At 65.5% G+C, this 21,109-nt stretch carries 16 protein-coding genes; 7 read left to right on the top strand and 9 right to left on the bottom strand.

Features of this window, described 5'->3' with window-relative positions; all coding sequences use genetic code 11:
- Nucleotides 1–100 precede the first annotated feature (100 nt).
- The 8 genes from VRZ08_RS04925 to VRZ08_RS04890 form a co-directional block, all read right to left on the bottom strand.
- Nucleotides 101–1,024 (bottom strand): DUF2493 domain-containing protein, encoded by a 924-nt coding sequence (locus tag VRZ08_RS04925; protein ID WP_414531765.1) that lies wholly within the window; start codon nucleotides 1,022–1,024, stop codon nucleotides 101–103.
- A gap of 303 nt (nucleotides 1,025–1,327) precedes the next feature.
- Nucleotides 1,328–2,383 carry a toprim domain-containing protein gene (locus tag VRZ08_RS04920; protein ID WP_414531764.1) on the bottom strand — a complete coding sequence of 352 codons (1,056 nt, stop codon included), beginning with the start codon at nucleotides 2,381–2,383 and terminating at the stop codon, nucleotides 1,328–1,330.
- Entirely contained in the window at nucleotides 2,383–6,696 is a 4,314-nt protein-coding gene (locus VRZ08_RS04915) for a strawberry notch-like NTP hydrolase domain-containing protein (protein ID WP_414531763.1), read from the bottom strand. Before VRZ08_RS04915 ends, VRZ08_RS04920 begins: the two co-directional genes overlap by 1 nt.
- Before the next feature lie 155 nt (nucleotides 6,697–6,851).
- Nucleotides 6,852–7,118 (bottom strand): DUF6117 family protein, encoded by a 267-nt coding sequence (locus VRZ08_RS04910; RefSeq protein WP_414531762.1) that lies wholly within the window; start codon nucleotides 7,116–7,118, stop codon nucleotides 6,852–6,854.
- Nucleotides 7,115–7,531 carry a hypothetical protein gene (locus tag VRZ08_RS04905; RefSeq protein ID WP_414531761.1) on the bottom strand — a complete coding sequence of 139 codons (417 nt, stop codon included), beginning with the start codon at nucleotides 7,529–7,531 and terminating at the stop codon, nucleotides 7,115–7,117. Before VRZ08_RS04905 ends, VRZ08_RS04910 begins: the two co-directional genes overlap by 4 nt.
- A gap of 70 nt (nucleotides 7,532–7,601) precedes the next feature.
- The gene (locus tag VRZ08_RS04900) at nucleotides 7,602–7,823 is read right to left on the bottom strand and encodes a hypothetical protein (protein WP_414531760.1); all 222 of its coding nucleotides are present in this window, start codon (nucleotides 7,821–7,823) and stop codon (nucleotides 7,602–7,604) included.
- Between the two features lie 56 nt (nucleotides 7,824–7,879).
- Nucleotides 7,880–10,024, bottom strand: coding sequence for a ParB/RepB/Spo0J family partition protein (locus VRZ08_RS04895; RefSeq protein WP_414531759.1), 2,145 nt, complete (start codon nucleotides 10,022–10,024; stop codon nucleotides 7,880–7,882).
- Nucleotides 10,025–10,256: 232 nt separating this feature from the next.
- Nucleotides 10,257–11,450 carry a DUF932 domain-containing protein gene (locus VRZ08_RS04890; protein ID WP_414531758.1) on the bottom strand — a complete coding sequence of 398 codons (1,194 nt, stop codon included), beginning with the start codon at nucleotides 11,448–11,450 and terminating at the stop codon, nucleotides 10,257–10,259.
- 362 nt (nucleotides 11,451–11,812) lie between these two features.
- Between VRZ08_RS04890 and VRZ08_RS04885 the strand changes: the two genes are divergently transcribed.
- Genes VRZ08_RS04885 through VRZ08_RS04855 form a run of 7 tightly spaced genes read left to right on the top strand, consistent with a single transcriptional unit; the run spans nucleotide 11,813 to nucleotide 19,678 of the window.
- Nucleotides 11,813–12,406 carry a DUF6088 family protein gene (locus VRZ08_RS04885; RefSeq protein WP_414531757.1) on the top strand — a complete coding sequence of 198 codons (594 nt, stop codon included), beginning with the start codon at nucleotides 11,813–11,815 and terminating at the stop codon, nucleotides 12,404–12,406.
- Nucleotides 12,399–13,415, top strand: coding sequence for a nucleotidyl transferase AbiEii/AbiGii toxin family protein (locus tag VRZ08_RS04880; RefSeq protein WP_414531756.1), 1,017 nt, complete (start codon nucleotides 12,399–12,401; stop codon nucleotides 13,413–13,415). The genes VRZ08_RS04885 and VRZ08_RS04880 overlap by 8 nt, the downstream gene beginning before the upstream one ends.
- 18 nt (nucleotides 13,416–13,433) lie before the next feature.
- Nucleotides 13,434–14,216 carry a DUF1837 domain-containing protein gene (locus tag VRZ08_RS04875; RefSeq protein ID WP_414531755.1) on the top strand — a complete coding sequence of 261 codons (783 nt, stop codon included), beginning with the start codon at nucleotides 13,434–13,436 and terminating at the stop codon, nucleotides 14,214–14,216.
- Nucleotides 14,203–17,706: a DEAD/DEAH box helicase gene (locus tag VRZ08_RS04870; protein WP_414531754.1), complete on the top strand. Its 3,504-nt coding sequence runs from the start codon at nucleotides 14,203–14,205 to the stop codon at nucleotides 17,704–17,706. The genes VRZ08_RS04875 and VRZ08_RS04870 overlap by 14 nt, the downstream gene beginning before the upstream one ends.
- A gap of 15 nt (nucleotides 17,707–17,721) precedes the next feature.
- Nucleotides 17,722–18,423, top strand: a complete 702-nt coding sequence (locus VRZ08_RS04865) for a competence protein CoiA (RefSeq protein WP_414531753.1) — start codon at nucleotides 17,722–17,724, stop codon at nucleotides 18,421–18,423.
- Nucleotides 18,420–18,536 carry an SEC-C metal-binding domain-containing protein gene (locus VRZ08_RS04860; protein ID WP_414531752.1) on the top strand — a complete coding sequence of 39 codons (117 nt, stop codon included), beginning with the start codon at nucleotides 18,420–18,422 and terminating at the stop codon, nucleotides 18,534–18,536. Before VRZ08_RS04865 ends, VRZ08_RS04860 begins: the two co-directional genes overlap by 4 nt.
- Nucleotides 18,533–19,678, top strand: a complete 1,146-nt coding sequence (locus VRZ08_RS04855) for a DUF3800 domain-containing protein (RefSeq protein WP_414531751.1) — start codon at nucleotides 18,533–18,535, stop codon at nucleotides 19,676–19,678. The genes VRZ08_RS04860 and VRZ08_RS04855 overlap by 4 nt, the downstream gene beginning before the upstream one ends.
- Nucleotides 19,679–19,699: 21 nt before the next feature.
- On the opposite strand, the gene VRZ08_RS04850 is transcribed toward VRZ08_RS04855, so the two are convergent.
- Nucleotides 19,700–21,064: a tyrosine-type recombinase/integrase gene (locus tag VRZ08_RS04850; protein WP_414531750.1), complete on the bottom strand. Its 1,365-nt coding sequence runs from the start codon at nucleotides 21,062–21,064 to the stop codon at nucleotides 19,700–19,702.
- Between the last annotated feature and the right edge of the window lie 45 nt (nucleotides 21,065–21,109).

The following is a 21,109-nucleotide window of genomic DNA, read 5'->3' as shown; positions in this document are numbered from 1 at the left end:
GGCCAAAGTCCTGAAAGCCGCGTCACCTGATCTCGGTCGCGGTGAAGTGCTTCAAGGCCAGTGCAGATGAATCACGAACGGCTTGGGATAAAGGCGGCGCTCACGCGCCGCCATGCTTCCAGACCTGGATGCCAAGCTTGCGGGCCTTGTCGGCGAGGTTGTCATTGATGCCGTTGCCGGGAAAGTGCATCACGCCCTTCGGCACGATTTCGAGCATATCGTCATTGCGTTTGAACGGTGCGGCCCGTCCATGTTTGGCCCAATCGGGCGCGAAGCCGATCTGCGGGACATTGCGGTTCTTCGCCCATAGCGACGCAATCTTCTCGGCGCCTTTCGGCGACTTGCCGTGGACCAGCACCATGTCGGGATACTTCTCGTGGACCTGATCGAGCTTGGTCCAGATCAAGCGGTGGTCGTTGAAGTCGAGGCCGCCCGTGACGACGATTTTCGGACCTGGAGGGAGCAGAACGCTCTGTTCGGCGTGCTTCTTCGCCATGAGGAAGTCGCGGCTGTCGATCATGGTCGCGGTGAGATTGCGATGATTGACCCGTGAGCCCGTGCGGGGGAGCCAGACTTTGCCGACGTGGCGCTCATAGTGTTCGGCGGCCTGGTCGCGCATCAGCTCGAACGTGGTCTGGCGTTCCACCAGGGTCTTGCCCTCCGCGATCAAGCGTTCCAGTTCGACCGACTTGACCTCGCTGCCGTCCTGCTCCCGCTGCGCGCGCTTCTGCGCCTGCTCGTTGTCGTCGAGTTCACGGTCGATCCGGCCGGTGGCGCGGTGAAAGACGTTGACAGTCGACCAGAGGAGATCGTCGAGATCGGGCTCGAGGCGGGTGTCCTGCAGTGCCACGATCAGCGCGTCGAAGATGTCGGCGATTGCGCCGGCGACCTGGTTGCCGTCGGGCAGCAGCCGTTGGTCGGGTTCGTCCTGGAAGGGACGCCAGCCGTAAAGCTGAAGCTCCTGGATGAGGTAGTCGGTTTGGGATGAGGCGTGATCGGGTTCGTGCTCGTCATGCTCGCTCATAGGATGCTCCGTCGGTTGGACCGCGACCGTCGCGGCCTTCATGGCGACGAAGCCCACGGGCGGGACGGGCCGGCAGCCCGAGCGGAGCGAGGGCCTCGATGGCTAAGGCCGACTATTTTGCCTCGCGATGGAAAGGCGGGCCTTGGCCCGCCGCCGGAAAATAGTCGGTCGCCGCCATTGCCGGGCTGGCCCGTTTGTGGGCCGATCGCCCTCTCGAAGGCCGAGGCGCGGTTCTCTCCGATGGTCACATGCATCCGGGCGGGTATGGCGGTCGCGGGCCGCCGCCAGCCTTTCCCTTCCGGGCTATGCCGCCAGGGCCAGGAAGCGGGCGACGTCCTGCGGGGCGAGCTGGACACGGACGCCTGCCCGAAGTGCGCCGGCACCGAACGTGCGGAGATCTTCGTTGAAGTCGCCGCGCGCCGGGGACAACGGAATGGCCTCGATCCCCTCGGCGTTCGCCCGTTCGATCAGGCTGTCCCGCGCACCGTCACCGGCCGGGTCGTTGTCGCGGACGATATAGAGTCGGCGCAGCGTCGGCGGGAACAGGACAGCGGCGAGATGTGCGGCCGAGAGTGCCGGGGCCATCGCCATGTCGGGTAGAACCTGTCGGAGCGACAGCATGGTCTCGATGCCTTCGCCAGCCGCCATCACGTCGCCAGGGATGCCGAAGCGAACTGCATGGCCGAGCAGGTCGCCCATCGCCTTGCGCTGCGTGTCGATCGGCGCCTTGCCGAGCGTAGCCTCGGTGAAGCCGTGCGGATCGAGCCAGGTGCGATGTGCGCCGGTGATCCGTCCGCTAAGATCGGTGACGGCGGCGATCATCGCCGGCCAGATTTCGGTCGGACTGTGCTCGTCGGGCCGATAATAGCAGCGGGGATGGAAGCGAAGGCTTGCTGTTCCGTGCAGAAGCGTAATGCCGCGATTGCGCAGATACGTCTCTACGAGCGTGCCTGCGATCGGATGCGACATGGCGAACAACCGTCGCGCTGCCTCGGCGGAGCCCGATGGCGCTGGAGCCATATGCCGCTTCTGCGGGCACGGTTCAGGATCGGGACGCGGCAGGCTGAGGAAGCTTCGCGCCTCTTCGGCGACATCGGCGAAGTCGCTGAGGCCGAGCGTTTCGCGGATCACGTCGAGCAGATCGCCATGCTCGCCGGTGGCGGCGTCGGTCCATTTGCCGGCCGGGCCTTTCGGGGAATCCCGCAGCCGGACGAACATGGACCGCCCCACTGAATTGCGAACATCGCCGACCTGCCAGTAATTACCCTGGCGTCGGCCGTTCGAGAGATAGCGACGGCACGCCGCCTCGGCCTGCCGGCCGAGACGATGTGCAAGATCGGAAGCATCGTGACGAGCCATCACGCGGCCTCCCGTTCGGAGATGCACGCCACCGGATAGGTGTCGAGCAGCTTGCCGAGGATGGCGGGACCGGAAGCCTCCACGGGGACGAAGAAGCGGAGCTTCCAACTGATGATCTCGCTGAACAGGCCATAAGCGCGCAGGCGTTCCCGCATCGCCTCGGTGAAGCCGGTCAGCTCGATGCGGTTGGCGCCCATGGCACGCACGCGGCGAAGCTGAAGCCCCTCGGCCAAGTCGAGGATCGTCTGGCCTTCCAACAATGCGGCATAGGCGCTTTCGGCTGTGAGCGTGGTCGCGCCGGCCTTCGTGGCGTTCGCGGCCCAGGCCGGGGAGACACGACGACCGATGATGCGCTCGCCGTTATCCGCCTGAAGGCGATAAACCCGCGTCGACTCGTCCGGCAGCCGCTTCCATACCGGCAGCAACAGGCCGGCGACGATATGAAGCGTGCTTTCGGCGAACGCCGGAACTTCGGAGACCTCGCGAGTCCAAACCGCAGCAAAGGAGTCAGGATCGGCCCGCTGCCAGTGGCTGTCCGCCATCATCTTGTGCGAGGCGTAGTGGTGCTCCATCGGCCGAACCAGCCGAACGCGGCGCTCGATCTCGCCGTCGTCGAGCATGATGCTCGGCGCGGGGATCTGCACGGCGGCGCGACCCGAGCGTTCGTTCACCAGCAAGACCGCGCCCAGATCGGAAAGATAGTCAAGCGCTTCGGCGAGCGTGACCGGCCGATTGCGTCGGCGCTCGGTGATGGTCAGCAGCCGGGTTTCCGTGCCGGTCGTCGGGTGGGTGTAGATGGTGCGCCGGTCGGTGACGACGAAGCTCTCCGCCGTCAGCGTCTCCAGTCCCATGTCATAGATGCCGCTGGCGATGGCGCCCGCGATCTTCGCCTCGAGAAGCTGCTCGAAGGCGGCGAACAGGATGCCCTGTAATTCGATGGTCAACGCCAGCAGCCGGTTAAGGAAGGTCGTGATCGGCGGCAGCTCGTCCCTGATGCCGTTTGAGTCCGTGAGCGAAAGCCCGGTGGCGGACTCGAAGCGGTCGAGCGAGCAGCCTTCGACCTTGCCCCGCACGAGCAGGAGATAGAGCTGGCGGAGCGCGTCGCGGGCATGGGGTGATTCCAGATTGTCCTCGGGCCGGAACAGGCCCTGGCCGCCGGTCTGGCGTTGCCCGCGCGTGATCGCGCCCAGCGTGTCGAGACGCCGGGCGATCGTGCTGAGGAAGCGCTTCTCGGCCTTCACGTCCGTTGCGATCGGACGGAAGAGCGGCGGCTGCGCCTGGTTGGTGCGGTTGGTGCGGCCGAGGCCCTGAATGGCGGCGTCGGCCTTCCACCCTGGCTCAAGCAGGTAGTGGACGCGCAGGCGCTGGTTCCGGGCCGAGAGTTCGGCATGGTAGCTCCGGCCCGTGCCGCCAGCGTCCGAAAACACCAGCACGCGCTTCACATCGTCCATGAAGGCGGCCGTCTCGGCGAGATTGGCAGAGGGCGCGCGGTTCTCGACGACGAAGCGTTCGCCCTTGCGGACGATACGACGCGAGCGCCCCGTTACCTCCGCCACCATGTCCGTGCCGAAGCGCTGGACGATCTGGTCGAGCGCACCAGGCACCGGGGGCAGCGAGGCGAGCCGTTCGATCAGCTCCTCACGCCGGGCGATGGCCTCCCGGCTCTCGACGGGTTGGCCGTCCCGATAGACCGGCCGCGAGGACAGATGCCCCTCGCCGTCGGTGAAAGGCTCGTAGAGCTGCACCGGGAAGGAATGGGCGAGATAGTCGAGCACGTATTCCCGGGGCGTGATGTCGACGCGCACGTCGTTCCATTCCTCGGTCGGAATCTCGGCCAGGCGGCGCTCCATCAGCGCCTCGCCAGTGGACACGATCTGCACCACGGCGGCGTGGCCGTCATCGAGATCGCGCTCGATCGAGCGGATCAGGGTCGGCGTCTTCATCGACGTCAACAGGTGCCCGAAGAAGCGCTGCTTGGCGGACTCGAAGGCCGAGCGCGCGGCGGACTTGGCCTGGCGGTTCAGCGTGCCGTCGGAGCCAGTGATGTTGGCAACCTCCATCGCGGCGTCGAGATGGTTGTGGATGACGCTGAACGCTTCGGCATAGGCGTCGTAGATGCGCCGCTGCTCGTCGGTGAGCGGGTGCTCGACCAGCTCGTATTCCACGCCGTCATAGGAGAGCGAGCGTGCGGTATAGAGACCGAGCGAGCGGAGATCGCGCGCCAGAACCTCCATCGCCGCGACGCCGCCGTCCTCGATGGCGGTGACGAACTCCGCGCGGTTGGCGAACGGGAAGTCCTCGCCGCCCCAGAGACCGAGCCGCTGCGCGTAGGCCAGGTTGTGAACGGTCGTGGCGCCCGTGGCGGAGACATAGACGACGCGGGCTTTCGCGAGCGCGTGCTGAAGGCGCAGGCCCGCGCGTCCCTGCTGCGAGGGGGCGACATCGCCCCGCTCTCCCTTGCCGCCGCCGGCGTTCTGCATCGCGTGGCTCTCGTCGAAAATGAGCACTCCGTCCCAATCGGAGCCCAACCATTCAACGATCTGTCGGACGCGCGAAACCTTCTCGCCACGGTCGTCGGAGCGTAGCGTGGCATAGGTCGTAAATAGGATGCCTTCCGCCAGCGTGATGGACTTGCCCTGCGGGTAGCGGGACAGCGGCGTGATGAGCAGACGCTCCATGCCGAGGGCCGACCAATCACGCTGGGCGTCCTCGATGAGCTTGTCGGACTTGCTGATCCAGACCGCCTTGCGGCGACCGCGCAGCCAGTTGTCGAGGATGATGCCGGCGGCCTGGCGACCCTTGCCCGCGCCGGTGCCATCGCCGAGCATGAAGCCGCGCCGGAAGCGGACGGCTCCCTCGGCGCCTTCGGCGGCGGCGGAAACGAGGTCGAAGGTCTCGTCCACCGTCCACGATCCGGCGAGGTAATCGTCATGGGCCTCGCCGGCATAGATCACCGTCTCGAGCTGGGCGTCGGAGAGCAGGCCATCGGAGACGATTTTCGCCGACAGCATGGGCCGGTAGCTGGGCTTGGGCGGCGCGACGCTCGCCATCGCTGCCGACTGCACCAGCTTGGTCGGGTGCGGCTGCGCGCCAGGGATGCGGATCGACTGAAGTGCATATTCCTCGTAGATCGCGTCGGTCAGCCGTGCGCCTTCCGGCGGCGTCCAGTCCACGGTCTCATAGGCGAGTTCGACGCCTTCGGGCTCGATCGAAGCCAGCGCCGCCGGTCGGCCGGTTGCGCTGCGCGCAAGATATCCGCGCACTGTGCGGGGGGGCGAAGACCCTGCCGGGACGACAGTCGACCGCTGCTGTGCGACCAAGCGGGCCGGCGCCTGCGCCTCGATCCAGCCGAGCAGCGTGGCGACGTCCGGCGCGGTGCCCGCCGATATCGGAAACACTGCCGGATCGACGGCGGGGCGCTTGTCGATGACGGTCAGCCGCGTGTCGATGGTCGTGCCGTGCTTGGCATAGACCGAGCCGTCGATCGTCGCGGTGAAGACGATCGTGCCGCGTTGCTGAAGCCGGACGAAGGCGTCACGCCAAGCCGGCAGGTCCGGGCCGAAACTGGCGCCGGTGATCGCCACCAGCCGCCCGCCGTCGGCAAGCCGGGCCAGCGCCGAGGCGATATGCCGATAGGCGGCGTCGGCGACCCGGCCGGAGACGTTCGCCATCGCCGAGAAGGGCGGGTTCATCAGCACGACGCTGGGGATCGCCGCAGGATCGAGCTGATCGTCGATCTGGGCCGCGTCGAAGCGCGTGACGGTGACGGCTGGAAAGAGGGTGGCGAGCAGATCGGCGCGGGTGTCAGCCAGCTCGTTGAGGAGGAGCGTGCCGCCGGTGATCTCGGCCAGGATGGCGAGCAGGCCTGTGCCGGCGGAGGGCTCCAGAACGATGTCGGCCGGCATGATTGCGGCCGCCGTCACGGCGGCGAGGCCGAGCGGAACGGGCGTCGAGAATTGCTGGAGCGCCTGGCTCTCTTCCGAGCGACGGGTATGCGTCGGCAGGAGGCCAGTGAGCTTCGACAAGGCGGAAAGCCGCGCAGCCGGAGACGCGGCTTTGCGGAAAAGCGCACGTCCGTATTTGCGGAGAAACAGGACGGTCGCGGCCTCGCAGGCGTCATAGGCCGCTTTCCAGGCCCAGGCGCCGGAGGCGTCGGAAGCTCCGAACGCGGCCTCCATCACGGCGCGCAGGATCGGGGCGTCAATGCGCTCGCCGCGTTCGAGATGGCCGAGAAGGTGATGGGCGGCCGCGAGGATAGCGGGCGCAGGGGCAGCGGGCGCGACCGGAGCGGTCACGGGCGACATGATGTTCATGAGCGGGACTTTCAGGAGAGCGGGAACGGGAAAGCCCGGACGGCGCTCTCTCTCGACCGGCCCGGACTCATTCCGTCCCGGCGGGCCTCTCACTCTCGGGGCACGGCGGTAGCCGGCACGAAAAAGCGCCCGGTCGCGAGGCCGGGCGCTATCCATCACGCCGGTTGATGTTCGTCGCCTTTGGGCAGGAAGCCGCCAGGATCGTCAGGGTCCGGCGGCAGATAGGCGTCATAGGGGTTGCCGTCGGCGAGATGGCCGAACGGGGTGAAGACGTAATCGCCGCTGTCGCGGCCGACCGCGCAGAGGACGTAACGCGGCTTGCCTGTTTCGGCGTCCGCGCACTCCATGAGCGCGAGGTTGCCGTCTGCCGCCGCGCGCAATAGCGTCTGGAAATTCGTCCGCGCATAGTCTGGGATGCTCATGTCGGGTCTCCCGCGCTGGAGAGCGCCTCGGCGAGCCAGCCATCCGTGTGGGTCCAGGCGACCGTTTCGCCGGTGGCGAGGTCGAGAACGTGCGCGCCGCCCCTGAAGGCGTTGACGCGAGGGCGTGAGCAGGTGTCGGCGTATTGGAAGCCCCAGCGACCCGTCAGGCCGAACTCTGCGGCGCAGAGCTTCACGAACTGTATCAGCCGTTCGGGATCGCCGGTCTCCTCGTCGCGCATCCAGAGTTGGGTTCCGCGATGCTCGGGCTGGATCGAGAGAAGGAAGCCCTCGGACGGCGGTTCCTCCGATGCGCCCTCCTCGGAGAGCTTGTTGTAGAGATCGAGCGCGCGGGCGGCGTTCTCGGGTGTGCCGACTTCGAGAAGGCACGAAAAGTGGGTAAAGTAGTTGGCCATGGCAGGCTCCTGAAACGAAAAAGCCCGGCGCGAAGCTGGGCTTGTGGTGGGGGTGAAGGGGGAAATGCGGTCAGTAGCCGAACTGCCAGGACGGCCACGGCTGACCGTCATCGGCGGCGGCGATGGCCTCCGTCAGGTAAGCCGCCTCGCCTTCGACGACGATCGGATCGCGCACCGGCGTTTCGTCGATGACGACGACGCGGCTGACCAAGCCGTCCTCGACCTCGACGTGAACGGGCACGAGGTATTGGAAGACGACGCGGCGAGAGGTGGGCGCGCGCTCTTCGATCATGGGATGTCTCCTTGAAAAATGGGGGAGCGACTTGCGCCGCTCCCCGCCCGTGCTCGTTATTCAGCCGCGACCGCCGCCAGCTCGTCGTCCTCGTCTTCGAGCGAGGTTTCCTCCCCGCCATCCTCGGTGAGGAAATCCGGCAGCGCCGCGTCGGCGCCAGTGTCGGCGTCGGCGGGCGTCTCCACGGCCTGGCCGCCGTCGAGATCGATGAGGCGCAGCGGCTCGGGCAGCCAGCCGGTGTCGGCGAGCAGCCGCTCGGCTTCCTTAGCCATGTCGCCCTTCTTGAGGTGGTCGATGAGCTGGGCGGCCCGTTCGCCGGCGCCTTCGCGGACGGCTTCGAGAATGCGCGCCTTGCTGACACGGTTGAGGTAGTTGCCGAACGTCGGCCGCCAGCCCACCTCGACCATATCGAGTCCGGTCGCGCGCGCGAGCCGGTCGGCCTGGGCGAGACGGACATTGAGCCCATGCTCGCTGACGCCGTTGCCGCTGTAAGGGTTCGGCCGCTCGTAGAGGGCGTTCACCCCGTAGCTCACGCAATGCGCGAGCAGCGCCATGCGGCTGGCGTCGTCGAGCGTCGTCAGCCAGTTCCAGAGCGCGTCGTCGTCGGCCGGGATGTCCTGCTTCCAGGCTTCCTGGCGCTCGGTGACGTTCTTCGCCGAGAGGCTGTCCTTCAGATCGTCAGCCTGCGCGGGGAAGAAGACGTGCCGCACATTGGCGTGCAGGCACCCCGGCGTGGAGTTGTGCAGGAAGGTCTCGGAGACGAGCTTGTGGAGCAGCATCGTCATGGCGACGTGCGGATTCTGCGCCACGGCGTCGCGCAACGCGAGGGTGCGGTGCGCGGTCAGCTCGATGACGAGGCGTTCGGGCAGCGGCTTGACGCCATCGTCCTCATCCTCCTCCGTCTCCGTGGGCTGGCCTCCGATGGTGATGACGGCGCGCTGGGCGGTCGGAACCACCGGATCGCCAGCGCTGTCGTCCGCGGCAGGGGCCTCGCCGCTTTTGGGCTCGACCGGAAGCTCGTCCTCGGGGCGGACATAGCCGCGATCGACTACGAGCGAGCCTTCGCCGTCGATGCTGACGAAGGCGCCGCCGATGGCGATGTCGGCTGGATCATAGAGCACGGGGCGCTGCTCGAAGGCGTCGAGCGCCTGCTCGAATTCCCCGAGCCGCTGGTCGATCTCGTCGGGCAATTCGTCGGCTTCGGCATATTTGGATTCGAGACGATCGTATTCGTCGCGAAGCGCCTCGCGGGTCGCCCGCTCCTCGTCGGTCATATCGACCGTGACGCCGGCCAACTCGCGCAAGCCGTGATCGTGACCATAGGGGAAGTTGACCGCCACCTCGATCCATTTCCAGCCCTCTCCGGCGACCTCCTCGGCCGCGGCCTTCAGCTTCTCGGAGACCAGACGATCAAGCAGCGCGGGATCTTGCAGCCAGCCGCCGTCGTCATCCTGAAAGAGGTCGCGCAGAACGCAGCCGCCGGCCGCCTCATAGACGTCGAGGCCGACGAACACCGCCCGCTTGTCGGACGCGCGCACGGTGGTCTCCGTCAGCATACGCTTGATCTGATAAGGCTCCTTCGACCACGAATTGCGGACGTTCTCCCAGACCTGTTCCTGGCGCGCGTGATCGTCCGTTACGGTGAACGCCATGAGCTGTTCCAGCGTCATACCATCGTCGGCATAGACATCGAGCAGCGTCGGCGAGACCGAGGCAAGCCGCAGGCGCTGCTTGACCACCTGCACCGGCACGAAAAAGGCTGCCGCGATGGCTTCCTCGGTCATGCCCTTTTCGCGCATGGCTTGGAAGGCGCGGAACTGATCGAGGGGATGAAGCGGTGCGCGCTCGATGTTTTCGGCCAGCGAAAGCTCGTCGATGAGGATGTCGCTGTCCGCACGCGACACGACGCACGGCACCGGCGCGGTCTTGGCCAAGCGCTTCTGCTTGACCAGCAGCTCGAGCGCACGATAGCGCCGCCCGCCGGCCGGCACCTCGAACATGGCGGTCTCCTGACCATCGACGTCAAGCACCGGCCGAACATGGAGGCTTTGGATGAGGCCGCGACGCGCGATCGAGGCCGCCAGGTCTTCGATCGAGACGCCGGCCTTCACACGCCGGACGTTCGCCTGGCTCAGCACCAGCTTGTTGAAGGGGATGTCGCGCGAGGACGACAGGGTGATCTTCTGAACGGCAGTAGCCATCGGGATTTACTCCGCGACGGGCGGCCGAGAGCCTCTCTCTCGACCTCCAACCCGTCACGGAGCGCAGCGCCGCCCTCTTCCTCTGAGGGCAGCGCCGCGAAACCATTGATCTGGAAGGTAGAGGAAACCGGTCACTACCAATCGGCGGGCCTTCGACTGCCAATCAGCCGAAGGGCGTGACCCGGGTTGAAAGCCGGAGATACGCAAAGCCGCATCTCCGGCTTTGCGGAAGTCAGGCGGCCCGGTCCATGAGCTTCTTTGCCTTGGCCTCCATGTCGAGGCGAACGTCCTGGTGAGGCTTGTCCCGCGCGACGGCGGTAATGCCCTGCACGAAATCGAAGATGCTTTCGGGCGGACGGCCTTCTTCGGCGAGCACCGCGTCGATGATCTTGCCGGTCTCGACCTTGGAGAAGCCTCGGCGGCGCAGGAAGTCGGTGCGGTCCTCGTCGTTCCTCGCCACGATCCGCTCGCGGGCAGCCTTGATGCCATTAACGAAGGGCATGGGCGAGGAGTTGGCGAAGTTGAGCAACGCTGGCGCCGCCTCATGGGCGAAGCGGTTGGCGGCGTATTTCGAGTGGCGGATGGTGATCTCCTCGAAATCCTCCACGCCCCAGAGGTTTCGATTCTGGCAGACCGCGCGGAGATAGAAGCTCGCCATGCCGAGCGTCTTCGCGCCGACCTCGGAATTCCAGCAATAGAAGCCGCGGAAATAGAGGTCGGGGGAGCCGTCGGGGAGCCGACCGGCCTCGATGGGGTTCAGGTCGTCCACGAGGAAGAGGAACACGTCGCGATCGGAGGCATAGAGCGTCGTCGTGTCCTTCGTGATGTCGACGCGGGGATTGTAGACGCCCGTCGACCAATCGAGCACGCCGGGTACTTTCCACCTCGTATCGCCGGCGCCGTTGCCGGCGATGCGCTGCACCGCCTCGACCAGCTCGTGGTCATAGATTCGGCCGTAGTCGGGGCCGGTGACGGCGCGCAGTTCGATGCGAGCGTTGTCGGTTTCGAGCGCCTTGATCTGCTCGGCCCGATGCGAGGTCAGACCGTATTGCAGATTGATGCCGGCCAGTGCGGCGGGGAGCTGACGGAGATAGGCGGCGGGCGCGCCGACCTGGCTGGCGAGCTGACCGAAGCTCCAGTGCGTCGGTGCGACGGGCGTGTCCGAACCCGGCAGTATGAGAGACAACCGCTCGGGATCGGTGCGGCTCGCCTCGACATGAATGAGCGCGGTTTCTACCACGCGGGTCCGGCTGCGCTCCGATCGGCTGCGCACAGAATCCGCCAGCTCCGACAGGGATAGATAACGCTCGTCATCAGGGCGAGAGAACCACTCCGACGAAACGCGGCCGATCCGCTCGCCGCGGCTGAAATCCACCTTGTAGCCACCGCTCATGTCGCGACGGGCGTCGAGAACCTGCATGTTCATGGGATCAAACTCCATGACGGGCGCCGAGAGCCTCTCTCTCGACACTCAACCCGTCATGGGTCTCCGATCCCCACTCTCACTCTTCGCGGGGCGTTGCGGGGGTGTCCCCGCAGAAGGGGTCGGCCGAGACCTTGGCTCGGCCGTAGGGGAAGGCATTCCCCTCCTGCCCCTCCAATTGCGGCATCCTCATTCCCAATTAGCGAGGCATTGATTCCCAAGTAGCCGGGTTCGGAGCCGGCGGCCCACTCGGCCGCGCGGTCTTTGAGGCCTTTCCCCTTCAGGAGGCACCCTGGTCCGGGCCATGTCGCAGCCTGGTTGAAAATTGTCAGAAAACTGCGTATATTTCTGACAGGAGATTGGCCGTGCAACGACTGACAGAACAGATTCTGGCGCATACAGAGGGCTTGCCCGAAGGCGCTCCGATCGCGGCGAAAAGCTTGCTCCATCTCGGCAATCGCGCCGCGGTGGACCAGGCATTATCGCGACTGGCTGAGCGCGGCCGGCTGATGCGTGCCGGGCGCGGCGTCTATCTGCGCCCGATTTCGAGCCGGTTCGGCATTCGCGCACCGTCCGTCGAAAAGGCCGTCGAAGCTCTCGCGGTCCAACGCGGTGAAGTGATCGTGCCGAACGGCGCCGCCGCCGCCAACGCGCTCGGCCTCACGACCCAGGTGCCAGTGCGGTCGGTCTACCTGACATCCGGTCGTAGCCGGACCATGAATCTGGGCCAGCAAATCGTCGAGCTACGGCATGCGCCGCGCTGGCAGTTGGCGCTGGCCGATCGGCCAGCCGGTCGGGCCGTGCGCGCGCTCGCCTGGCTGGGGCCGGAAAAGGCGGAAGCGGCCGTGAAGCAACTGAAGCACAAGCTGCCGTCGTCCGCGTTCGGCGAACTTGTCGCCGCCGCGCCCCAGCTCCCGAGCTGGCTCGCCAGAACGGTCGGCAAGGTCGCGCATGGCTGAAGCGTTTCTCACATTGTCGGCCGACGATCGGCGCGAGGCCTTGGCAGTCGCTGCCGATCGATCCGGCCGCCCACTCCATCTGCTGGAAAAGGACGTGTGGGTCGTCTGGACCCTGGCGACGCTGTTCGGATCCGACCTCGGCGAGCATCTCGTATTCAAGGGCGGTACATCGCTGTCGAAGGCGTATCACGTCATCCAGCGCTTCTCCGAGGATGTGGACCTCACCTATGACATTCGCGCCATCGCCCCCGACTTGGTGGGTGAGAATGGCGAGGCCCTGCCGAAAAATCGGAGCGAGGAGAAGCGCTGGTCGAAAGCCGTCCGGCATCGCCTGCCTGAATGGGTCGATGGAATGGTCCGACCTCTACTTGCCAGCGTGATCGACGCGCAATCGCTGCCCGCGACGCTCAGGGTCGAAGGCGACAAGCTGTTCGTCGACTATGAGGCGACCTCGGCGGGATCGGGTTATGTGGCGCCGAGCGTGATGCTGGAGTTCGGCGCCCGCTCGACGGGGGAGCCGGCGAGCCCGCGCGATGTCGTGTGCGACGCGGCCGGACTGATCGAAGGCGTCGAATTTCCAACAGCGCGCCCGCGGGTCATGCATGCCGAGCGGACCTTCTGGGAGAAGGCGACGGCGATGCACGTTTTCTGCCTGCAGGAACGGCTGCGTGGCGAGCGCTTCGCCCGCCACTGGCATGACGTTGTTCGACTCGATGATGCGGGGATCGCCACCGCCGCACTGGCCGACCGTGATCTCGCCGGCGCGGTCGCCCGCCATAAGAGCATGTTCTTCGCGGAGAAGGCTGCCGATGGCGAGGCCATCGACTACGACGACGCCATCGGCGGGAAGCTGCAGCTCGCACCGGCGGGTGAAGCGCGCGCGGCGCTGGCCACGGATTATGCGCGCATGGTCGACGACGGGCTACTGCTCGAAGACGCCGAGCCGTTCGAGGCGCTAATCGAGCGATGCGCAGAGCTCGCCGAACGGGCAAACCGCGCGGCAGAATAATGGGAGCTGGGGGAACTAGTGGGGCTGTATAAAGAGTGGTGCGACGCCACCAAGGAAAAGAATAAGCGCAAGCGCTACTGGACTTATGTCGAGAAGGACGGCGGTCGCGACGAGATTCGCGATGATCTCGCCGAGACAATCCGCTCGCATTACGACCGGCTCGAACGCATCGCCGAGGACGTGGATCGCCTCGGATACAAAGTCGCCGCGAAGATCCTCAGCGAGGCGATGCCGCAGACGTCCAAAGGTCGTTCCGGTGATCTCGGCGAGATTCTCGCGACCGAGCTGGTTGAGGAAGAGATCGGGCTCCGCGTCCCCGTGCGCCGCCTCCGCTACAAGGATGGGCGCAACATGGCTATGCGCGGCGACGACTTCATCGGCGCCGGATACGATGCGGCCGGCGAGAAGCTCTGGCTCCTAAAAGGCGAAGCGAAGAGCAACAAGGTGCTCGGCAAGGCCACGGTCACGAGCGCCCGCAAGGTGCTCAACCGCGACAATGGACGCTGCACGCCCGATTCCCTGCTGTTCGTCGCCAATCGCCTGTTGGAGAGCAACGACCCGGATGACAACGCGCTGGGCCGCAGCCTTCGTGACGAGGTAGGCCTGAAGTCTCTTCGCGCAGATCGCATCGACCACATGCTGTTCACCGTGTCCGGCAATGGCCCGCACGCTTCGTTGAAGGAGGACCTCGACGCCGCTGGGACCAACCGGGACCACTACGTGGTGAACATTCACATCGAAGATCACCAGGACTTCATCGCGGCCATGTACCAGGAGGCGGAAGACCTTGGAGACGATTGACGAGCTGACCGCGTTCCTTGCGACCGCGACCGTCGATGGCATCCTCGGGCGCTTGCTCTACCGGGGCGCCGCCTGGTCGCTGATGCGCGAAGAAGGCGTGCTGCCGGCGAATGCGCCGCCGCTCGGCGCGACGATCGAAACCGACCTCGCCGAGCATGGCTTTGCCCTGCTTCGGGGCGCGATGGCCCTGCGCGCTCAGGCCGGTTCGTCGGATTTGACCAGCAAGGCATTTGAGCGGGCCGCCAACGCCTTCGAAGCCCTGGTGCGCAACGGCGATCCGGAGTCCCCCGATCGTGGTTTCCGTCGCACGATCGCCGCAGCGGCCTATCACCTGGCCGGCTTCTCGGCCGTTGCCTATTCGCTCTTCAACGAGACGGCGGACGACCTCAATGCCTCGCCGGGCGAAACGGCGATCCGGCATCTGATCCTGCGCGATCTCGGCCAGTTGCGCGGCTTCGTTCGCGGGTGGCTCGACGACGAGGCGCACGACGACGAGCAAATCGCCGAAGCGTTGGCGGGCGAAGATCCCGACATCGACGAGGCGCTGTCGACCATCCTCAACACGACGATCTGCCGGGCTCTGGCGCATTTTGACTTCGCGCTCGAGACGGGCGAGCCCGAGCCGATCGAGACCGCGCGGGCATTGCTCGCCACCGCGGTCAGTCTGGCGGACAACGCCGAGAATGTTCCGCTGTGGTGGATATCGAACCTGTGCCGTCACCTGATCGATGACCTCTGGCAGCATTCGCTGCATGAGAACCTGCCGACCGAGCCGCCGGAGGGAACGGAGGAAAAATACCCGGACCTGCGCCGGCTGTTCATCTCGTCGCTCTACGCCCGCAAAACGTCCGAGGTGGAGCTGTGGCCGTCGCAGCGCGAAGCGGCCCGGCGCTCCACCGACGTCACCGACGATCTGGTCGTCGCCCTGCCGACCAGTGCCGGCAAGACCCGCGTGGCCGAGATCGCGGCGCTGATGACCCTGTCGTCGGCGCGCCGGGTGCTGATCGTCACGCCGCTGCGTGCTCTGTCGGCGCAGACCGAGCGATCCTTCAGAAAGACCTTCGCGCCGCTCGGCTTTAGCGTCTCCTCCCTTTACGGCGCCAGCGGCCTTTCGGCTGGCGATGAAGACGCGCTGCGCTCCCGCGAAATCATCATCGCGACGCCCGAGAAGCTCGATTTCGCGCTGAGAAGCGACCCCTCGCTGATCGACGATGTCGGCCTGATCGTCCTCGACGAAGGCCACATGATTGGCCCGAGCGAACGCGAGATCCGCTATGAAACCCTCGTGCAGCGCCTGCTTCGGCGCGCGGACGCAGGCGAACGCCGTATCGTTTGTCTGTCGGCGATCCTGCCCAGCGGCGACGAACTCGACGATCTCACCGCCTGGATACGCTCCGACGAACCCGGCGAGCCGGTGCGTTCGGATTGGCGCCCCACGCGCCAGCGGTTCGGCGCACTCACCTGGCGGGGCAAGGATGCGCTGCTCCGACTCGACCTCGACGACGATGGTCCGTTCCTCGACAAGTTCGTCGTGGAGAAGGCGGCTCTCGGGAAAGAGAAGAAGCCCTATCCGCGTAAGAACTCGCATCTCGCCCTGTTCGCGGCGTGGGAATTTGCCGGCCAGGGCAAGCGGACCCTGATCTTTTCCACCCAGGCGAATTGGGTCGAGAGCTATGGCAGACAGGTCGTGGACCTGTGCAAGCGGGGCTATCTGGACTCGCTCTTGGAGGACGAGGCGTCGATCGCCCGTGCTCTGGAAGTCGGCAAGGAATGGCTGGGCGAAGACCATCCAGCCGTGGCCTGCCTGAAGGCGGGCGTTGCCATTCACCACGGTCGGCTGCCGAGCCCGTTCCTGCGCGAGCTGGAGGCCCTGCTGTCCGAGGGCGTCCTGAAGGTCATTGTCGCGTCGCCGACGCTGTCGCAGGGTCTCAATCTCAACGCCGCCGTCTTGTTGGTACCAGCGCTGTATCGGGCGTCCGAGAAGATCAAGGGCGAGGAGTTCGCGAACGTCGCCGGCCGCGCCGGGCGCGCCTTCGTGGACGTCGAAGGCCTCATCGTCCACGTCATGTTCGACAAGATCGACTGGCGAAAGAAGGAGTGGCGAAAGCTCGTCGCTTCGGCCAAGGCGCGCACGTTGAAGAGCGGTCTCATCCAGATCGTTGCGGAGATCCTTGAGCGCCTTTCCCGCGAAGGTGTCCTGGATCGCGATGACGCTTGGGAATATCTCGCCAACGCCCGGGAGGCTTGGCGATCGCCCGAAGAGGAAGCCGCGGTCGCCGAGCGCCTGGCGGCCGGTGCGGAATATGACGCCGATGGCGATGACGACGAAGGCGGTGGCGATGACGAGGAAGAGACCATCGACGAGGAGCCGCTTTCGCAAATCGTTGAGCGCCTTGATGCGACCGTGTTCGGCCTGATCGAAGCACTTGATGCCGACCGCGCCGACCTGCCGAAGCTCTTGGACGAGGCGCTCACGGGATCGCTCTGGGCCCGGCAGATCGCCCGCGAGGATGAGGACGTCGCCCCGCTGCACAAGAAGGTCTTCGAGGCACGCGCTGATCTCATCTGGAAGACCACCACGGCGCAGGCGCGGCGCGGACATTTCGCCATGGGTGTTGGGCTCGAGGCTGGCCTATCGATCGACGCGATGGCCGACGAGCTGGCCGAACTCCTCGACCGAGCGGACGAGGCGGCACTGAGCGGCGACATCGACAAACTTGTCGATGCGCTGGGCGGTCTCGGCGAACGCCTGTTGTTCATACGGCCCTTTATTCCCGATAAGGCGAACGCGCTGCCGGCGAACTGGAAAGCGATCCTGCGAAGCTGGGTATCTGGTGAGGATGTCGCCAAGATTGGCCCGCAGAACATGCGGGCGGTTGAGGAGGCCTTCACCTATCGCCTGGTCTGGGCGCTGGAAGCCGTCCGCACCCGTCGCATGTCCCGCGGTTGGGTGCCTGAAACGGTGGCGGGCGGCGCCGCGGCGGCGGTGGAAACCGGCGTGCCCCAATTCATGATGTCCATGCTGATCCGCGCGGGCCTGCCGTCGAGGCGCGCAGCCATGGCCGCGATCGAAGATGCCAAGCCGGTCTTTGTCACGCCCCCCGAAATGCGGGCCTGGCTCGAATCCGACGAGATCACGGCCTACACTGACGCCGGCGACTGGCCGACGCCTGACACCGCCGCGCTGTGGGCGCGGTTCCGGACGGAAGCCCTCAGCGGTGGCATCCAGAAATGGTCGGTCGAAAACTACAAACGCCTGCTCGACACCGCCGCCGCTCCGCCTGCCGGCCTCTATCGCATCGTCACCGACGAGGGTGATGGGCGGACCTGGCTGACGACGCCTGACTACCAGCGGGTCGCCGCCTTCAAGAAGCCGGCGGTCGATCCCAAGCCCAGCCTCTTCTCGGGCCGATTGCCCGGCGGCACCAGGCTGGTTGAGGCCTTGCGCGTCGGCCGCGGGAAACTGCGCTGGCCGACAGCCGATGCGTAAAGGGGAACGGTAGTCATGCTTTATGCTTGGGTCGGCGACCAGAAACGTGCGCCCGCCGCGAAGGGAGAGCGCACGACCTGCCGCGACTGTGGCGGGCTGCTCACCGCCGTCATGCCGGTCGAGAACACGCCCCACTGGCGGCACAAGGCGGGCGACTGCGATCCCTGGAGCGAGCCCGAGGGGCCTTGGCACCTCGGCTGGAAAGAGCTTTTCGACATGTCGTGCCGGGAGATCGCTTTGCGCGATCCGGCGACCGGAGAATTGCATCGCGCGGATGTTCTAGTCGGCAGCGGCACGCCTATGGCCACCGTGCTGGAGCTACAGCATTCCTCAATCAGCGAGGAGGAGCGCAATGCGCGGGAGGCCTTCTATCGGCGCGGGCATCGGATGTTCTGGCTGGTCCACATCCATAGCGAAAGCTCGTTCCTAGGGACCTATTTCGGCATGTCGCTCGATTTCAAATCCCGCGTCGTCGATCTCGATGGCAAGGAGTTCGCGATCATGCGGTGGATGGGACCGAACAAGCAGTTCATTGAGAAATGGAAGCGCGCTGCCGCCCACGTCTTCTTCCATGCGGGCCCATACATCTTCTACCTCGCTGGTCCTGGCGTGGCCGCCCGCCTCGGCAGTCCATTGAAGCGTGGCGAGTTCGCCCTTTGCGCGCTGACACGCGATGAGTTTTTGCGGGCCGTCCGCTGGGAGGATGGTGCTGTTTGACGAGCTATTCATCTCGCTCCGCGCCGTCCCCACGAAGTCGAACCAAGGCCGACCGAAGCCAGCGATGTCCGTGCCAGTCAGGCCGGAACTACAAGCAGTGTCACGGCCGATGACCAACGACGGCAAACACCCATCATTGAGCATTCTGGTAGACCGCTATTTCCTCGACGAAAGCGGCCATGGCGGCGATCTCGCCTCGGCTAAGGCGCTCGATTTCGCAGGCCAACCGTTCTTCGCACTGGCCTGCGTCGGAACGGGTGATGCTGCGCTGTTGGCCGCGGAGTTGGATCGGCTACGTGTGCATTACGCCTGCGGTGAAGGCGAGTTGAAATCGACCAGGTTGGGAAAGAAGCTGACGCCGATCGCGGGTGAGCTGATCACCTTCCTTGGCCAACACCGATGGCCGCTCTTCGTGGAACTGGTGGACAAGCGGTTCTTCGTCGCGATCCACATCGTCAATCACCTGCTTTGCGGCCCCTACGGTCTCGGTAATGTCGATATGGCGAGCCGCAATATGATCGCAGAATTCCTCTCGGACGAGGATTCCGACGCAGTGCTGATGGCCTACATCAACGCCAGCGAGACACTCTCGGTGCCATCCGTAGCCGCCGTCATCGATCTGCTTTGGGACTGGCTGGATCGCTCTGACGCCGAGATCGCCCGAACAGCACAGGTGCTGACGATGTTCGCGCGGGACCGCGTGCGGAAATCGTCGGCGAAGGCCGAGGAATTTCTGCCGATCGCTGATGAGTCAGCCACCGGGAAAAAGGTCTGGATGCTGCCCAACCTCCAGTGCCTCACGAACATCTACGCTCGTCTCAACCAGTCCCGTCCTGCGAGCCTTGACGGGGCCCAGCTCGTTCACGACGGGCAGATGCAGTACGCAAAGGTACTCGATGACTCCAAGAGGCTCATGGAGCGACTCGCGACCGAGGCTGCTCTGCCGATCGTTCCGTTCGCCGACTATCGCCTGCGAGGGCGTGGCGATCTCATCTTCGCGACCGGGAAGATCGAACCATGCCTCCAGGCAGCCGACATCCTTGCGGGCTGCGCGATGCGTTTCGCGCGGGACGGCAAGGCGCGGAAGGGCCGCATCGAAAAGCCGCTCCGCGAGGTGTTCCACCGGATGAACGATGCCGGCGACCCGATGCAAGCGACTGGCATCAACCTGGTGATGACCACCCGCCTGCTCGAAACGCTGAGTGTTCCGCATATCCCGGGGGACTTCGCAGATCGTATATTCTCCTGCGCCTGACGACGCCCCGAGATACAGTTCTCAGGCAGCCAGACGACGCTCCTCGTCTTCGGCTTCGTTCGCCGACTCTCCCACCGCTTTGGTCAGGAAGAGGTCAAGTGCCGCTCGACGGGAATCTCGATCCAATGCGTAGGCCGTCTGCTTGAATTCGATTCCCTGGAGCAGCCCATTTATGTAGCCCGAGATTGTATCGGCGGCCATGATGAGCGCGGTATCGAGCGTGTGAATGTATTTGCTCGTCACCGAGCCTTTCGAGTGGCCGACGAGCGCCGCGATCGTCACCTCGGTGAAACCGAGATCGTTGGCTATGCTGGCGAAGCTATGGCGCAGAACGTGCGGCGTGATGTCGGCAAGCGGCGAGTCCTTGAAAATCTGCTTCCAATGATTGGGGAAACCGCCAAACGCGGCGTCCTCCGCTCGCGGGCCGGGGAACACATAGGTTCCCGCCTGATTCTTGCGCCGCTCCTCCAGATACTCGACGACGGGAAGCCCGATGGGACGGATGGATGCCCCCTCCTTGCTGTCGGCCAGACGGAGGCAACTGGTGCCCGTGTCCGCCTCGGCCCACATGAGACCGATCATCTCGCTTCGCCGGCACCCGGTGAGCGCGATCTGGCGGATGATGTCGACGGTCATGGCGTACTTCTCAGTCTCGGCGGCTTTGCGCAGGATTTCGCCCAGGGTGCGATATTCGGCCTCCGTGAGGCGACGGCCGCGCACATTGTCCTTGGGCTTGCGGACGCCGTGCGCCGGGTTCGCCGTGATGATGCCGGCTTCCATGGCGTAGGTTAGTATCCCGCCGAGCAGTCCGACGGTTCGCGTCGCGGTTCCGACGCCGCCGCGAACTATCGCCTTGCCGCGCAGCTTCTTCGTCTTGACCGACACTGCAGTCTTCCCGGCCATGATGTCCTTCAACACTTTGGCGATGTCGGCCCTGACGAGATCCTTGACCCGCCGGTTGCCGATGAGCGGGATGATGTGCCGGCGAATCCGTCCGATGTCGCTCACGATCGTGCCGGCCTTCTTCGGTCGGCCACCCTTTCCAAGGATGAGCCCGGCATCCAAATCCTTGAGATAGAGTTCGCAAAGCTCCTTGACCGTGATCGCCTGGTGGTCGAGCTGACGTTCCTCTGCGGGATTGTCGCCCTTGGCGATGCGGCCGAGCTGCACCTTCGCTTCTTGCCGGGCCGTCTCCGGCGTCCAAACCCCATGCAGACCGATGGTGTAGCGCCGTGTCCGTCCGGCGGCGCGATACTGGATGAGATAGCTGCGCTTGCCGGAAGCGAACACACGGAGGCCGAAGCCAGGTAGCTCGTCATCCCAAAGGAAGTAGTCCTTTTCTCGGACACTGGCCGCATCCACAATGCGCTTGGTCAGCTTTGCCATGTGGCATCTCCCCCGCTAACGAGGGGCTGTTTCCACGGAAGCACC

This window comes from Rhodopseudomonas sp. G2_2311 (assembly GCF_047501505.1).
GTDB lineage: Bacteria > Pseudomonadota > Alphaproteobacteria > Rhizobiales > Xanthobacteraceae > Rhodopseudomonas > Rhodopseudomonas palustris_H.
Note: the sequence above shows the minus strand (reverse complement) of the source record. Positions and strands in the feature narration are given on the sequence as shown.